General features: G+C 72.2%; 14 protein-coding genes and 1 riboswitch. Of the genes, 3 read left to right on the top strand and 11 right to left on the bottom strand.

The genetic code is table 11. The features are described 5' to 3' along the window. Window positions 1–213 precede the first annotated feature (213 nt). The 6 genes from HEP85_RS33255 to HEP85_RS33230 form a co-directional block, all read right to left on the bottom strand. Window positions 214–804 (bottom strand): GAF domain-containing protein, encoded by a 591-nt coding sequence (locus tag HEP85_RS33255; RefSeq protein ID WP_168531222.1) that lies wholly within the window; start codon window positions 802–804, stop codon window positions 214–216. A gap of 105 nt (window positions 805–909) precedes the next feature. Then, window positions 910–1,509 (bottom strand): ATP/GTP-binding protein, encoded by a 600-nt coding sequence (locus HEP85_RS33250; RefSeq protein WP_168531220.1) that lies wholly within the window; start codon window positions 1,507–1,509, stop codon window positions 910–912. Beyond that, window positions 1,487–1,858 (bottom strand): DUF742 domain-containing protein, encoded by a 372-nt coding sequence (locus HEP85_RS33245; protein WP_153287578.1) that lies wholly within the window; start codon window positions 1,856–1,858, stop codon window positions 1,487–1,489. Before HEP85_RS33245 ends, HEP85_RS33250 begins: the two co-directional genes overlap by 23 nt. Window positions 1,859–1,860: 2 nt before the next feature. Further along, window positions 1,861–2,295, bottom strand: coding sequence for a roadblock/LC7 domain-containing protein (locus HEP85_RS33240; RefSeq protein ID WP_168531218.1), 435 nt, complete (start codon window positions 2,293–2,295; stop codon window positions 1,861–1,863). A 71-nt stretch (window positions 2,296–2,366) separates the two neighbouring features. Then, window positions 2,367–4,373, bottom strand: coding sequence for an ATP-binding protein (locus HEP85_RS33235; protein ID WP_369657945.1), 2,007 nt, complete (start codon window positions 4,371–4,373; stop codon window positions 2,367–2,369). A gap of 355 nt (window positions 4,374–4,728) precedes the next feature. Next, a complete protein-coding gene (locus tag HEP85_RS33230; protein ID WP_369657944.1) occupies window positions 4,729–6,006 on the bottom strand; it encodes an MBL fold metallo-hydrolase in 1,278 nt (425 codons plus the stop codon). A gap of 751 nt (window positions 6,007–6,757) precedes the next feature. Between HEP85_RS33230 and HEP85_RS33225 the strand changes: the two genes are divergently transcribed. Together HEP85_RS33225 and HEP85_RS33220 are read left to right on the top strand one after the other, a co-directional pair. After that, window positions 6,758–7,948, top strand: coding sequence for a glutamate dehydrogenase (locus HEP85_RS33225; protein WP_168531215.1), 1,191 nt, complete (start codon window positions 6,758–6,760; stop codon window positions 7,946–7,948). Window positions 7,949–8,181: 233 nt separating this feature from the next. Further along, window positions 8,182–8,781, top strand: coding sequence for a TetR/AcrR family transcriptional regulator (locus HEP85_RS33220; RefSeq protein ID WP_356015377.1), 600 nt, complete (start codon window positions 8,182–8,184; stop codon window positions 8,779–8,781). A gap of 80 nt (window positions 8,782–8,861) precedes the next feature. Here the strand turns inward: HEP85_RS33220 and HEP85_RS33215 are convergent, their stop codons facing one another. Beyond that, window positions 8,862–9,647, bottom strand: a complete 786-nt coding sequence (locus HEP85_RS33215) for an SGNH/GDSL hydrolase family protein (protein WP_168534267.1) — start codon at window positions 9,645–9,647, stop codon at window positions 8,862–8,864. Between the two features lie 276 nt (window positions 9,648–9,923). Further along, window positions 9,924–10,769 (bottom strand): M23 family metallopeptidase, encoded by an 846-nt coding sequence (locus HEP85_RS33210; RefSeq protein WP_168531212.1) that lies wholly within the window; start codon window positions 10,767–10,769, stop codon window positions 9,924–9,926. 3 nt (window positions 10,770–10,772) lie between these two features. After that, a riboswitch (cyclic di-AMP (ydaO/yuaA leader) is annotated at window positions 10,773–10,931 on the bottom strand. A 566-nt stretch (window positions 10,932–11,497) separates the two neighbouring features. On the opposite strand from HEP85_RS33210, the gene HEP85_RS33205 reads away from it, so the two are divergent. Further along, window positions 11,498–12,295 carry a tyrosine-protein phosphatase gene (locus HEP85_RS33205; RefSeq protein ID WP_168531210.1) on the top strand — a complete coding sequence of 266 codons (798 nt, stop codon included), beginning with the start codon at window positions 11,498–11,500 and terminating at the stop codon, window positions 12,293–12,295. A gap of 46 nt (window positions 12,296–12,341) precedes the next feature. On the opposite strand, the gene HEP85_RS33200 is transcribed toward HEP85_RS33205, so the two are convergent. The 3 genes from HEP85_RS33200 to HEP85_RS33190 all read right to left on the bottom strand — a co-directional run bounded on the left by HEP85_RS33200 (window position 12,342) and on the right by HEP85_RS33190 (window position 14,735). Beyond that, window positions 12,342–12,458 (bottom strand): DUF6126 family protein, encoded by a 117-nt coding sequence (locus tag HEP85_RS33200; protein WP_148012225.1) that lies wholly within the window; start codon window positions 12,456–12,458, stop codon window positions 12,342–12,344. A 41-nt stretch (window positions 12,459–12,499) separates the two neighbouring features. Further along, window positions 12,500–13,153 (bottom strand): helix-turn-helix domain-containing protein, encoded by a 654-nt coding sequence (locus tag HEP85_RS33195; protein WP_168531208.1) that lies wholly within the window; start codon window positions 13,151–13,153, stop codon window positions 12,500–12,502. 181 nt (window positions 13,154–13,334) lie between these two features. Beyond that, window positions 13,335–14,735 carry an aspartate aminotransferase family protein gene (locus tag HEP85_RS33190; RefSeq protein WP_168531206.1) on the bottom strand — a complete coding sequence of 467 codons (1,401 nt, stop codon included), beginning with the start codon at window positions 14,733–14,735 and terminating at the stop codon, window positions 13,335–13,337.

Here is a 14,735-nt window from a genome sequence, read left to right as displayed (position 1 = left end):
CTTCCGGGCCGTGTCGGGTGGCTCGGGCACAGCGTTCCTCCGCGGGAGCGGCGTCAACCCCCGGCGGCCGCGGCGGGTACGGCGGGCAGGGCATGCACGGCGGCGGGCACGACGTGTACGGCGGCAGGCACGGCGACGGATACGGCAGGCAGGCACGGTTCCTGGGGGAACGTCGTCCACGCGGCGCGCACGCGCCGCCGGCGCCGCGCGGCCTCAGAACCCCGCGCCCGCCTCCCGCTGTCCGAGCTGCTCGACCAGTTCCGCCGCCATCGTCTTGATGGTCTCCAGGCCCGCTCTGCCCCACGGGCGCGGTTCGAGGTCCACGACGCAGACGGTGCCGAGGGCGATGCCCGTACGGTCGATGAGCGGAGCGCCGAGGTAGGAGCGGACCCCGATCTCGTCGACGACCGGGTTGCCGGCGAAGCGCGGGTAGTCGCAGACGTCCTCCAGTACCAGCGCCCTGCGGCGGACCACGACATAGGGGCAGAACCCGTAGTCGCGGGTCATATAGCGGCCGACACCATGGTGGGTGCCGTCCGTGGGGGCCGGGACCGGCCGGGTGGCCGAGACGTTGCCGTCCGGGGTGTGCAGGCCCGCGAAGAACTGCCGGTTCTCGTCGATGAAGTTGACCATCGAGTACGGCACCGCGGCGACGTCGGCGAGCCGGTCCGCGAAGGCGTCGAAGGCGGGCTCGGTGTGCTCCCCCAGGCCGAGCCGGCGCAGCCGCCGGACCCGGGCGGGGGCGTCCTTGTCCTCCGGAGTCAGCAGCAGCCGGCCGACCGGGCGCGGTGGGTCGTAGCTCATGGACGGACTCCGTGGTGGGGGCCGGGTGTCATATGCGGACTCCGTGGTCGGGAACGTGGGTCATGTGCTGTGCGGGCTCCGTCGCCGAGGGCGTACGTCAGTGCGTCACCTGTGGGCTCCATGGGTAGGGGCGTGCGCCGGCGCGTGGGCGAGGAGATGGCGCACCAGGGTGAGCAGGGTCTGCACTCCCGAACTGGAGATCCGGGCGTCGCAGCGCACGATGGGGATCGCGGGGTCGAGGTCGATGGCCGCCCGCACCTCGGCCGGGTCGTAGCGGAAGGCACCGTCGAACTCGTTGACGGCGACGATGAAGCCGAGACCACGCTGCTCGAAGAAGTCGACGGCCGCGAAGCAGTCCTCGAGGCGGCGGGTGTCGGCGAGGATCACCGCGCCGAGCGCGCCCTCGGACAGCTCGTCCCACATGAACCAGAACCGCTCCTGCCCGGGTGTGCCGAAGAGGTACAGCACATGTTCGGGGTCGAGGGTGATGCGGCCGAAGTCCATCGCCACCGTGGTCTCGACCTTGTTCTCGATGCCGTCGAGATTGTCGGTCGCGGCACTGACCGTGGTGAGCAGCTCCTCCGTGCTGAGCGGCGCGATCTCGCTCACCGCGCCCACTAAGGTCGTCTTGCCTACCCCGAATCCTCCCGCCACCAGGATCTTCAGCGCGGTGGGGAAGGGGTCAGAGCTGTCGTCGTAGTCCATCGAGCACTGCCTCCAGAAGAGACCGGTCAGTGGGGTTGTGGTGGAACTCGGGGGGTTTGGTGGTCAGCGCCCCGCAGTCGACGAGGTCGGACAGCAGCACCTTGGTGACCGCCGCCGGCAGCTTGAGCTGCGCGGCGATCTCCGCGACCGAGACGGGCGCCCGGCACAGTTCGAGCGCCTGGGTGTGCTCGGGGCCGAGGTAGCCGAGGGGCGTGGCTCCGGTGACCATGACCTGCGACAACAGGTCGAGCGCGGTGGTCGGACGGGTCCGGCCGTTGCTGACCGTGTAGGGACGCACCAGCCGCCCGGCCGCGTCGTCGAGCCAGGGCCCGTCGCCGGCCGCGGCCACCCTCAAGGCCTCATCGCCGTGGGGCCGACGGCGGCCTGCCTGGGCGCGGTCATCAGATACGGGCGGACGCTCTTGACGAGCATCGCCATCTCGTAGCCGAGCACCGCGGCGTCGGCCTCGCGTCCGGCGAGCACCGCGAGACAGGTGCCGGAGCCCGCGGTCGAGACGAACAGCAGGGTCGAGTCGAGTTCGACGACGACCTGCCGCACGTCGCCGCCGTCCCCGAAGCGGACGCCCGCGCTCCGGCCGAGCGAGTACAGGCCGGAGGCCAGGGCCGCCATGTGGTCGGCGCTGTCCGGGTCGAGGCCGTGGACGGACTTCACGAGCCCGTCGCACGACAGGAGTACCGCGCTGGTGGTGTGCGGCACGCGCTGCACGAGGCCGCTCATCAGCCAGTCGAGATCGGATGCATGGCCGGTCGGCACGTCGCTCGCCATGGTGGATCGACTCCTTGGGGTACGAAGGTCTGCGGGAGCGCAGGTGGGGGTGGGCGTGCTCGGGAGGCTGGTCATCCGGCCGGTGCGCTCCCGTCGTGCCGGGCCGTGAGGTCGTGTCCGGGCGTGGGGGTGGTGTCCCGCGTGCCCGGCGCCTCGGCCGGGGCGGGCGCATGTCCGGTGTGCGGGTCGACCATGTGTGCCGCGCCCAGGGGATCGTCGGCCGTTCGGACGGCGCCCAGGGGCGGAACGTCCAGGTGGCCTTCCAGGTGGGGCGAGCGTGGGGACGGCTGGTCGACGCGGATCACCTGCAGGGGTGGCAGCGCGTCCAGGTGCCCGGGGTCCGGGTGCGGCCGATCTGCGGGGAACTCCGTCTGCCGGGCCTCCGCCAGTCCGATCCCGCGCTGGAACGCCGCCATCAGCCCGGGGTCGTGACCGGCGACGTGCTCCGAGTCCTGGCGGGGCAGGGGTCCGTCGCGCAGTTGGGGCGCGATGTGCTCCTGGGCGCGTCGGCGGGGCAGTTGGGGCCTCGCCATGGTGCCCCGGACCACGCCGTTGCGCGGGGTGGGTGGCATCTCCGCGTTCTCCGCCAGGATGTGCCGGTCGTCGGGGCGGATGCCGGGCACGGCCTCCGCCGGATTGGGCCGCTCGGCGCGGGCCCCGCGCATCGGGAGCGGCGCCGGGCCGCCGCCGCCCGTACCGTCGTGCTGCGGCGCGGCGGGCTCCGCGTGCTCCCGGCGCGACTGCCGCGGCACGGGGGACGCCGCCGTACCCGCGGGCGGAAGCGGGACGGCCTGTCCGGTCGGTGGTCCCGCGGGCGGGAGCGCTCCGGCCGCCGTCTCGCGGGACCGCCCTTGGTTCCCCGGGGCGCCCGGCTCCGTGCCCAACAGCTCCTGCGGCACCACGAGTACGGCCTGGACACCGCCGTAGATGTTGCTCTGGAGCCGGACGTGGATGCCGTGTCGCCGAGCCAGTTGCGACACCACGAAGAGACCGATCCGGCCGTCCTGGAGAAGGCTCGCGACGTTCACCTGATCGGGGTCGGTGAGCAGCGCGTTCATCTTGTCCTGCTCGCCGGGGGGCATGCCCAGGCCCCGGTCCTCGACCTCGACCGCGAGCCCGGAGGTGACGAGGTTGACGCGCAGCAGCACTTGGGTGTGCGGGGCGGAGAACACCGTGGCGTTCTCGACCAGTTCGGCCAGCAGGTGGATGACGTCGGCAACGGCGTGTCCGCGCAGGGTGCCGTCGATCGGAGGCACCAGTTTGACCCGCGAGTACTGCTCGACCTCGGCGATCGCCGACCGCAGCACCTCGGTCATGGAGACGGGGTTGCTCCACTGGCGTCGGGAGACGGCGCCGCCGAGGACGGCGAGGTTCTCGGCGTGCCGCCGGATGCGGGTGGCGAGGTGGTCGACGTGGAAGAGGCCCTTGAGCAGGTCCGGGTCCTCGATCTCGTTCTCCAGCTCGTCGAGGATCGAGATCTCGCGGTGCACGAGGGACTGAAGCCGTCGCGCCAGGTTGACGAAGACCTCGACCTTCTGTTCGCTGCCGGCCCGGCTGGAGAGCTGTGCGGCCTGTACGACGGCGGTGACGGCGCCGTCGTGCGCCCGGGAGAGATCGGCGGCGAGCAGCTCGAAGTCGTCGGCGTCCGGGAGGGGCCGGCGGTTCGGCGCGCGGGGGGACGGGGTCTCGCCGCGGCGCAGGCCCTCGACGACGGCACGCAGGTCCGCCTCCGTACGGGCGCTGGTGCGGCGTATCGCGGCGAGGCGGTCCCGGACGGACCGGGCGGTCCGGTCGGCGGCCACGGCGGCGACGAGGATGCCCGCGAGGGCCACCCCGAGAGCGCCGGCGAGGACCGCCCAGAGAGCCGCGCCGGGGCGGGCGCCGGTGGAGCGCACGGTGAACAGGACGGCCGCGCACGCGCTGAGGGCCACCGCGGTGGGCGGCAGGACCGCCATCCGCAGCAGCTGGGGCCGGAGGGGGGTCTCGGGAGGCGAGGGGACGGCACGGGCGACCGGCCGTCCGTGCCGCCCGCCGTCACGGCGGTCTGCGCGGGCGGCCGGTGCGCGAAGGTGAGACATCAGCGTCCTCGTACTGGGCGTCGGGGGCACTCGGGCTCCCGCGGGTCTGCGCGACTCGGGCGTGCGCCATCGCGGTGCCGGTCGAGAGAGCCGAAAAAAACGGCCCTGCGTCGCCCGACGGCAACTGACAGTAGTCGGCAACGCGACAGGTGCGGTGGGCAGTTGACAAAGTCCCCCGGACAGCGTCCCGCTCTGGTATGAGGCCTCGCACGGCAGACCGATATCACCGTCGGACACCCGTTCCCTAGGGGCATCGTTCCGATCAGTGCTGGTCAGAAGTGGTCATGAAAAGACGACGAGGGCCGGGGAGCGCGACGCGCCCCGGCCCTCGCCGTAGATCGGAATGTCAGGAAATTCAGCCGGCCGGCACCGTCTCCGGCTCTCCGGTGTCCTCCGCGGCACCACCGCCGGCGTCACCCGACGTGTCGGGGCCCGCCCCGCCGGAAGCCGGCGCACCGGAAGCCGCCGTGACGGAGATCGGGGCATTGGCCTCGGCACTCGCGCCCACGGGCCAGCCACCCTCGGGCGGCACGGCCACCCCGCGCCACCAGGGCTCGGACGGAACGGTCTCGGCGGTGGGCTCGAAGGGCTCGCCGGGGTGCGGCAGCGCGACGCGCGCGCCGACCGCGTGCGCGGCCGCTATGGTCCCCTCGCCGGGCTCCACCCACGGGTGCGTCGCGAGGTTGAACGTGGCCCAGTGGATCGGCATCATCACACCGCCGGGCCGGCCGCCCTGGAGGTCCAGGTGGGCGCGCATGCCCTCCTCGGGCGTCATGTGGATCTCGGGCCAGAACTCGCTGTAGGCGCCGATCTGGATCATCGTGGCGTCGAACGGGCCGTGCTCGGCGCCGATGTCCTTGAAGCCCTCGAAATAGCCGGTGTCACCGCTGTGGTAGATCCGGTGCTCGTCGCCCGCCACCGCCCAGGAGGCCCACAGCGTGTGCTGGGTGTTGCGCAGGCCCCGGCCGCAGAAGTGCCGGGCGGGGGTGGCGGTGAGGGAGATGCCGCCGACCTTCGTGGACTCGTTCCAGTCCAGCTCACGCAGGCGGTCCGGGGAGACGCCCCAGTGCTCCAGGTGGGCGCCGACGCCGAGCGGCACCGCGAACACCGTGTCCGTGTCGGCGAGGGCCTTGATGGTGGGCAGGTCCAGGTGGTCGTAGTGGTCGTGCGAGATGACGACGACGTCGACCGGGCCCAGCGCGGCCAGCGGCAGCGGTACCGGGTGCAGCCGCTTGGGTCCGACGAAGTTGAAGGGAGAACAGCGCTCGCCCCAGACCGGGTCGAACAGCACACGGTGCCCGTCGATCTCCGCCAGCACGCTGGAGTGCCCCATCCAGGTGAGCCGCAGCCCGCTCGTCGCGGGCCTGGCGAGGTCGGCGAGCGTCGTGGGGTGCACCGGCACCGTGCCCGCGGGGGCGCGGCGGACGCGCTCCTCCTTGCGGAAGAAGACCTTCGCGAACTCGATCATGGAGCCGTCGGGGCGGGTCCGGGCACTCACCGGGTTCTGGAAGACCCCGTCCGCGAAATTCGGTGATCTGCGGATGCGCTCCAGGCGCTCACCGCCCGGGTCCGCGCCGAAGGCGGCGGGCTGCAGCGCGCGGAGCCCGGAGCTCAACGTACGGAAACCGGTCACGGTACCTCCAATGGAGTCGGTCAGGCCTCCCATTATGGTCGGCCCCTCGGGCGCCGGGACTCCGTCCTCGCGGGGTCACGGTGCGGTGTCCCCGGCACGCACACCGCGAGGACGGAGTCCCGGCGCCCGCACTGCCGGGCGCACGCGCCGGAGGGGCCCAGGGCCCGTATCTCGCAACCCCGCGGCCCCCTCTCTTCTTCCGCACCGGGGTACGGGATTTCGAGACGCGCGCACACGCCCTGCCCGACGCGGGGGAAGAACCGGCGCGCGAACCGGTACGGCCGGGGACGCGAACACCTCGGCCACCACCGGGGAGCCGCCCGCACCGGCACCCCCTCCCCTCGCTTCCGCGCACTCCCCCACCCCCCGCCACTGGTCCGTCCGGCGAATTGACACAGCCGGGCGACGTTCCGATACTGACCGACGATTCAGTAAAAGTTCCGGTGGAGGCGTTCGCGCCGGTCCGTGCGCGCCGGGAGGGACGAGGGACGCCCGACGTACTCACCGAAGCGGACCGTTCCCGAGCGGCGTCCCCTCCCGCCCGGGGGTCTGCCTGCACACTGAGTCGGTGCAGAAGTGGCCGGCGGGTCGCGATGCGATCGTCGCCGTGAGTACCGAGCCGGCCGGGAGTGGTCTCCGGTCGCCGCCGACCGCCCACGGACGGCGCGCCCGTCGACGGGCCGGCCCGCGCCCTCGCCGAGGTGCCGCGCACGCACGGACCCACCCTGATCACCGTCCACGAGGAGTACCCATGACCGCGCCTTCGACCGCGCCCCTGATCACACTCACCTGGACCGACCACGTCACCGGCCGCCCGGGCTTCCTCGTGGTCGACCGCCTGGTCCGGGGTGTCTCCAGCGGCGGGCTGCGGATGCGCGAGGGCTGCACCCTGGACGAGGTCGCCGGGCTGGCCCGGGGCATGACGATGAAGGAGGCCCTGCACTACAACCCCGAGGGCCGCTACATCCCGCTGGGCGGCGCCAAGGGCGGCATCGACTGCGACCCCCAGGACCCGGCGGCGTACGGCCTCCTGGTGCGCTATCTGCGCGCCATGCGCCCGTACATCGAGAGCTTCTGGACCACGGGCGAGGATCTCGGGCTCACCCAGGACCTGGTCGACCGGGCTGTCACGGAGGCGGGGCTCGTCTCGTCCATCCAGGCCGTGTACCCGCTGCTCGACGACGAGAAGAGCGCGCGGAGCCGTCTCGCGGACGCCTTCGCGGTCGAGGTGGACGGGATCGGGCTCGACGAACTGGTGGGCGGCTGCGGTGTCGCCGAGTCGGTGCTCGCGGCCCTGGACCGCGCCGGGGCCCCGTACCCGGGAACGCGCGTCGCCGTACAGGGCCTGGGCACCATGGGCGGAGCCACGGCGCGCTTCCTGGCGCGCGCCGGTCTCACCGTCGTGGCCGTCGCCGACATCAAGGGCACGATCGAGAACCCGGACGGACTCGACGTCGACACGCTGCTCGCGGCGAGAGACGCCTACGGGACGGTGGACCGCTCGGCGCTGCGCCCGGCCGACCGTGAACTTCCGGCCGACGCCTGGCTGTCGGCCGGCGCGGACGTCCTGGTGCCCGCGGCGGTCTCGTACGCGATCGACACCACGAACCAGGCCCGGATCACCGCCCGTTGGATCGTGGAGGCGGCCAACATGCCCGTCCTGCCCGAGGCGGAGGACCTGCTAGCCGCGCGCGGGGTCCTCGTGCTGCCGGACGTCGTCGTCAACTCCGGTACGAACGCCTGGTGGTGGTGGACCCTCTTCGGTGACATCGGCGCGGACGCGGACGAGGCGTTCGCGTACACCCGGCGCTCCATGCGCGCTCTGATCGACCGGATGCTGGCCCGCGCGGAGGCCGACGGGACGACGCCGCGGGCCGCCGCGCACGCCATCGTCGCCGACCGACTGCCGGTGATCGCGGAACGGTTCGGGTGGTACCGCTGACCCGGAACCGGGCCTCCGTGGCCGGGCTCCCGGGCTGAACTCCCGCGCCGGGTTTCCTGGCCGGACTCCCTCCGGGCTCCCGCCGAGACCCCGCGTGCTCCCGTCCAAGCCACTTACGCGCGGCCTGAGTTCCTGGTGTCCGGGGGGACAGGCCGTGTCCGGATCGGCCATCGGTTCGTCGTCCGACCCGGGCGAGGCACTAGGGTTGCCGCGTGGCAAGGGTGCGGTTGAGCGTGGCGGAGCGGCGTCAGGAGTTGCTGCGGGCCGCCATCGGACAGATCGAGGCACGGGGCGTGGCGGCGGTACGGATCGCCGACGTCGCCTCGTCGCTCGGCGTGAGCAACGCGTTGGTGCTGTATCACTTCTCCACCAAGGAGAAGCTGGTCGCGGCCGCGTTCACCCATGCCGCCGAGGACGACCTCGCCCATCTGCGCAAGCTGCTCGGGCGTCGTACGTCCGCGCTGCGACGGCTGCGCGCGGCCGTCCGCTGGTACGCGCCGACCGGCCAGGCCAAGGGCTGGCGGCTGTGGATCGAGGGCTGGGGCGCGGCCCTGCGCGAGCCCGCGCTGCGCGAGGTCACCCGTGATCTCGACACGCAGTGGAAGGCCGCGATCACCGAGGTCATCGCGGAGGGAGTGGCCGGCGGCGAGTTCCGGTGCCCGGATCCCGCGGGGGCCGCACTGCGGCTGACGGCGCTGCTCGACGGGCTGGCGGTGCAGATGACCGCCTATGCGGGCGCGGTGTCGCGGGCGCGGGCCCAGGAGTGGGTGGACGACGCGCTCGCACGGGAGTTGGGTCTCGACCGGGCGGCCCTCACGGCGGCGTTGCGCTGAGGCGCCCGCCCCGGCGCACCGCCGCCCGGGGCAGCCGCCCCCGCGGTCCCGCCCGTCGGCCGCCCGATGTGTCACCCCGCTCAGGCGACGGACCCGATGCGCAACTTGATGTCGTCCGGCGAGAGGCTGCCCTTGGCCGCCACGTGGTCGCCCGAGGACTCCCCACGCAGCCTTCGTCCGATCCACGGCACGAGGTACTCGCGTGCCCAGTGGATGTCGTCGCGCCGCACCTCCAGCGTGCCGCGGGGCGGCAGGGGAGGCCAGGGCTGGTCCGGGTCGGCGGGCACGTCGAGGCCGAGGACCTGGCCGGCTCGCAGCGCGACCCTGGTGTGGCCCTCCGGAGACAGGTGCAGGCGGTCGCCGTCCCAGGCGCGCCGGTCCTGGATCGTCTTGAGGGACCACAGGTCGAGGACGGGACAGCCGTAGCGGTCCGCGATGGCCCGTACATGCCCGTTGTACGTGGCGATCTTGCCGCGCAGGTGCTTCAGCACCGGGACGCCGCGGGTGTCGAAGCCGGTCGTCACCATGACGGAGCCGACGGCGGAGGTGAGGTCGGCGACCGCGCGCTCGAAGCGCTCCGCGACCTCGTCGGGGTCGGTGCCGGGCCGGATGATGTCGTTGCCGCCCGCGCAGAAGGAGACCAGGTCCGGGGCGAGTTCCTTGGCCCGCCGGAGCTGGTCGTCGATGACCTGGTCGAGCAGCTTCCCGCGCACGGCGAGGTTGGTGTAGGTGAAGTCGCCTTCCGGCTGCCGGTCCGCGAGCAGTACCGCGAAACGGTCCGCCCAACCGACGAAGGCTCCTTCGGGGCCGGGGTCGCCGACGCCTTCGGTGAAGCTGTCCCCCACCGCCACGTACGACCCGATCACCGCTCTGTTGTCACTCTTCGAATCGTCTGCCACATCGAGCCATGATTCACCTTGGGATGTGAGCTACGCGACCGTAGGAATGGGTTGACGGGTGGTGAGATAAGCCACTCATAAAGAATGGCCGAAATCCGGAATAGCGCTCTCTCAGGCGTGGTTGAACAGCCACCACGCCTGGAAGCCCGTGATCCGGAAAGGGCGCCGGCCGCGGCAGTGACGGGACGCCGAGGGCCGGACCCCGTGGAGCGTGGGGTCCGGCCCTCGGGACGTGTGGGGGCGTCAGGCGACGACGACACCGTGGGAGCGCAGGTACGCGACCGGGTCCACGTCCGAGCCGTAGACGGGGGTCGTGCGGATCTCGAAGTGCAGGTGCGGACCGGTGACGTTGCCGGTCGCGCCGGAGAGGCCGAGCTTCTGCCCCGCGGTCACGGTCTGCCCCGCCGAGACGGAGAGGGCGGACATGTGGGCGTACTGCGAGTACCGGCCGTCGGCGTGCTGGACGACGACCTGGTTGCCGTACGCGCCGCCCCAGCCGGCCGAGACGACGGTGCCCGCGGCGACGGACCGGATCGTGGTGCCGGTCGGGACCACGAAGTCCACACCGGTGTGGTAGCCGCTGGACCACATGCTGCCGGGCACCTTGTAGCCGGTGCCGATGGTGGCTCCCTCGACGGGCAGGGTGTACCCCGCGTCGGCGGTCTTGGCCGCGGTGGCCGCTTCGACGGCGGGCCGCGCGGCGCCGGCCGTGGCGCTCTGCCCCTCGATCGTGAGCTTCAGACCAGGACTGATGTGCGCCGGATCGCCGCCGACGACCGCGCGGTTGTCGGCGTAGAGCTTCTTCCAGCCGCCGCTGACGTGCTGCCGGTCGGCGATCTTCGCGAGCGTGTCACCGGCCTTCACGACATAGGTCTTCGCCGTGGACTTCTCCGCGGCGGTTCCGGCAGGCGCGGAGACCGTCGTGATCTTCTGCACGGCGGACGGGACGGCGGTCACCGGGGCCGCCGCATGGGCGCAGACGGCGCCCATCAGCGGCAGTGCGAGCGCGGCACCACCGGTGCCGACCACGGCGATCGAGCGGGGCAGACGCAGGAATTTGGGACGACGGTGCTTACCCTTCGCGGGCATGGCGCATTTCCTCTCCGGCGCCTGCGAGGTGAGCTGTCGGGTGCGGACTGGAGATGTCCGGCCGCGCGGCAGCGCGGCTGTACCCCTAGCCGTTCCGAAGACCGGAACAGGCGCGATACCTGTGGGTCCCCCGCTCCTGCCGTGTACGGGTGAGTGTGGATTCCGGGCGGCGGCAGGATTGGGCGTCCGTCCGGATTGAGGGCGAACGTAAGCGAGGGGGGAGGGCGTCGACAACTGTCCGCGATCCCCATACGCACCCCTTTCTTGATCGATGTCCTGATTGACCGTCACCCTCCGTGCGCGGGGACCCCTTCGACCCGGCGATCCGCCGGGCCGCGCGGGCATCCCGGGGGGAGAAGGTCGCAACGCATCGTCACGCATATGACGCTGCTCACGCACGTCACCCCATAAGGCCACATTCCAGGACGAGTTGCACTCAATGCATCATTTCCACCAAAACGGTCATATGCCACTGAATCGGATGACCGGTGCATCGAGATCCCCACACGGTCCCGCGGCCCGCCGCGCCGACCCCTCCGTCGTTCCGCGGCCGCGCGAGGACGAGGGTCGTGAGGTGCTCCGGCACGGACGTCATCAAGGCCGCCCACCTCGGAGGCAGCGCCCGTGGACGACTCATCGCCCAAGGTACCCATGTCGTATCGTCGGGAGGCGATTCCCGTCGGCGAGCAACGAGGAGCGGTGCCGACGGCCCTATGGGAGGAGCCCCCGTGACGCAGCAGGTCCCGTCGACCGAGCCGGAGCTGGCCGGAGTGCGCAACTTCCGAGACGTGGGCGGCCTGCCCACCGTGGACGGCCGGCGGGTACGGTCCGGGCGGCTGTTCCGCAGTGGCCACCTCGCGCACGCCACGAAGGAGGACGCCGCGTTCCTCTCCTCCCTCGGACTGCACACGATCTTCGACTTCCGCAACGCCTCGGACCAGAAACTGGAGGGACCGGACGTCGAGCTGCCCGGCGTACGGAACGTGAATCTTCCGCTGACCGACCCGGCCGACGGCAGCGAGTTCTGGAAGATGGTCCGTGACGGCGAGCTCGACCAGCTCCGTGCCCACCTCGGCGACGGCAGGGCGGCGGACCGGATGATCGGTTCGTACCGCACGATCATCACCGAACGCACGGCGGAGCACTCCCGGGTGCTGCACGCCCTGGCCGAGGACAGCGTGCCCGCGCTCATGCACTGCGCGGCGGGCAAGGACCGCGCGGGGCTGTCCATAGCGGTGACGCTGCTCGCCGTGGGCGTCGAGCACGACGCCATCGTCGCCGACTACCTGGAGTCGAACACGCGCCACCGCCGCTACAAGGTGCACCGCAACGGCACCTCGGACACGGCCCGCTCCCCCGAGGTCATGGAGCTGCTCAGCCCGCTGTTCGACGCGCGGGCCGAATATCTGACGGCGGCCTTCGAGACCATCGAGGAGACCTGGGGCGGCGTCGACGGCTATCTGGAGCAGGCCCTGCGTCTCACGCCCGAGCTGCGGGACCGGCTGCGCGACAGGCTCCTCGACTGACGTCCACGGGCCGCGCGGCTGTGCGCCGCGCGGCCGTCCGCCGGGCCTACTGGTTCTGCGCCCCCAGCGTGAACAGCAGGTAGATGAAGGCCGCGAAGAGGTGGCCGACGGCGACGTAGATGATCAGCCGCACCCACAGCGCACGGGGGAACTTGTCCTCCATGGACCGCCGGGGGCCGGGCTCCGTGGGTTCCGCGGGTTCCGTCATGACGTCTCTCCCAGGGTCGGGTGCGCCGTCGCCGGGCCGAGGCACAGCGCGGCGGCGGGGCTCTGCAGCAGGGTGTGTACGAAGAGGAGATCGGCCCCCGCCTGGTCGGCGGCGGCTATGCGGTGCGGGGTCAGCGAGTCGAAGTGCGCGCTGTCCCCGGGCGCGAGCACCTGCGTGGTGTCCCCGAGGCGCAGCCGCAGCCGCCCCTGGAGGACGTGGAGCCACTCCTCGCCGGGATGGACGCGCACGATGTCGCCCTGGGAGCCGTAGGGGACGTGCACCCGCAGTGCCTGCATCCCGCGGCCCGGGGAGCCGGCCTGCCAGTAGGTCCAGCCGCCCGCCGCGGTCGGCTCCATGTCGGCGGCCCGGACGATGGCGTCCCGTTCGGCGGCCCTCTCGCCCAGCAGCTCCGAGACCGTCGTACCGTAGATGCGGGCGAGAGCGAGCAGCATCGGCAGCGAGGGCTGGCGCTGCCCCGTCTCCAGCCGGGAGAGGTGGGCGGCCGAGAGCCCGGCGGTGCGGGCCGCGGCCTCCAGGGTCAGTGAGGCACGTCGGCGCAGCTCACGCAGGTGCGGCGCGACGACGGGCAGCAGGTCGGCTGTCCCGGTCTCGGGCGGCGTGTCCGCCGCCCCCGGCTCGATGGGGCTCATGCACTCCATTGAGCCGCACTATTGCCTCTCGGGCAAATTTCTTGCCTCAGAGGCAAAGAGATCATCGACGGGTCCGATCAAGGGGGCCTCCCGCCCCGCCCGCCCTCGCGCACCGCCTCTTACGGCGCCTCCGTCCGGTCCCGTCGGGCAGGCGGCGCCCACGGGACCGGACGGACCTGACCTAGCGGTTCGCCACCGCCTGCTTGACCAGCGTCTTCCCGAAGTCCCACATCAGCCCGCCGCCGCTGTGCGCGTCGTCCATCACGGCGACGAAGGCCTCCATGAACCGGTCCACGTCCCGCTCGCCGATGATCAGCGGCGGGATCAGTTTGATCACCTCCAGGTGGTCCCCGGAGACCTGGGTGAGGATGCGGTGCCGCTGCAGCAGCGGGACGACGACCATCTGCGCGAAGAGGCCCTTGCGCGCGGCCTGCAGCATGGTCCAGCGGCCGCGCAGCTTGAGCGACTTGGGCCGCCCGAACTCGATGCCGATCATCAGCCCCCGGCCGCGGACGTCACTGAGCAGCTCGTACGTGTCGACGAGCGCCGCGAGCCGGGTCTTCAGCCGCTCCCCGGTGGCCCGCGCGTTCGCGACGACCTGCTCGTTCTCCATCACCGAGAGCACGGCGAGCCCGGCCGCCATGGCCTGCGCGTTGGACCCGAAGCTCGCCGAGTGGACGAGGACCCGGTCCATCGACGAGTAGACCTTCTTGAAGATCCAGTCCTTGCCGAGGGTGGCGCCGACCGGCACATAGCCGCCGGAGAGCGCCTTCGCCACGCACACCAGGTCTGGTTCCACGCCGTCCTCGTGCTGGTAGGCGTAGAAGTCCCCGGTCCGCCCCAGGCCCGTCTGCACCTCGTCCGCGATGAGCAGCGCCTTGTGCCGGTGCAGCAGTTCCTGGGCGGCGCGCAGGTAGCCGGGCGGGGCCTCGTGCACGCCCTTGCCCTGGATGGGCTCGACGATGAGCCCGGCGACGTCGCCCCGCGCCAGCTCGCGGGCCAGCGCGTCGAGGTCGCCGAGCGGGACGGCCGTGTCGGGCAGCAGCGGGGCGAAGCCGTCGCGGAACCCGTCCTCGCCGTTCACGGACAGCGACCCGGTGGTCAGCCCGTGGAAGGCGTGGGAGCAGTAGAGGATCCTCGGCCTGCCGGTGGCGTACCGGGCGAACTTCAGGGCGGTCTCCACCGCCTCCGTACCGCTGTTGGCGAAGAACACCCGGTCCAGGTGCGGGCTGTGGGTGAGCAGCTTCTCCGCCAGCAGTCCGGGCAGGGGCTGGCAGTCGAAGCGGGTGAGGTCGGCGAGCGAGGCGTCCAGGACGTCGTGCAGCGCCTGGCGGACGACGGGGTGATGGCGGCCCAGGCCCATCACCCCGAACCCGGCGAGCATGTCCAGGTAGTCGTTGCCGTCCGCGTCCCAGAAGTGCGCGCCCTCGGCCCGCTCGTACACCTTGTCGAAGCCGATGGTGTGGAGCATGCGCGGGAGCTGGTGGTTCAGGTACTTGGTGTGCAGCTCGTAGCGCTCGGCCCCGCGCTCGGCCAGCAGCGCGCCGAGGTCGAACTCCCGTTTCCCGGAAGGGGTGGTCAT

Source organism: Streptomyces sp. RPA4-2 (genome assembly GCF_012273515.2).
In the GTDB taxonomy this organism is placed as follows: Bacteria; Actinomycetota; Actinomycetes; order Streptomycetales; family Streptomycetaceae; genus Streptomyces; species Streptomyces kaempferi.
Note: the sequence above shows the minus strand (reverse complement) of the source record. Positions and strands in the feature narration are given on the sequence as shown.

What these genes read in the sequence shown, in the direction of transcription:
- HEP85_RS33255 (WP_168531222.1), bottom strand. Translation starts at nt 804, where the DNA reads ATGAGCTACGACCCACCGCGCCCGGTCGGCCGGCTGCTGCTGACTCCG.
- HEP85_RS33250 (WP_168531220.1), bottom strand. Translation starts at nt 1,509, where the DNA reads ATGGACTACGACGACAGCTCTGACCCCTTCCCCACCGCGCTGAAGATC.
- HEP85_RS33240 (WP_168531218.1), bottom strand. Translation starts at nt 2,295, where the DNA reads ATGGCGAGCGACGTGCCGACCGGCCATGCATCCGATCTCGACTGGCTG.
- HEP85_RS33235 (WP_369657945.1), bottom strand. Translation starts at nt 4,373, where the DNA reads ATGTCTCACCTTCGCGCACCGGCCGCCCGCGCAGACCGCCGTGACGGC.
- HEP85_RS33225 (WP_168531215.1), top strand. Translation starts at nt 6,758, where the DNA reads ATGACCGCGCCTTCGACCGCGCCCCTGATCACACTCACCTGGACCGAC.
- HEP85_RS33210 (WP_168531212.1), bottom strand. Translation starts at nt 10,769, where the DNA reads ATGCCCGCGAAGGGTAAGCACCGTCGTCCCAAATTCCTGCGTCTGCCC.
- HEP85_RS33200 (WP_148012225.1), bottom strand. Translation starts at nt 12,458, where the DNA reads ATGGAGGACAAGTTCCCCCGTGCGCTGTGGGTGCGGCTGATCATCTAC.
- HEP85_RS33195 (WP_168531208.1), bottom strand. Translation starts at nt 13,153, where the DNA reads ATGAGCCCCATCGAGCCGGGGGCGGCGGACACGCCGCCCGAGACCGGG.
- HEP85_RS33190 (WP_168531206.1), bottom strand. Translation starts at nt 14,735, where the DNA reads ATGACCACCCCTTCCGGGAAACGGGAGTTCGACCTCGGCGCGCTGCTG.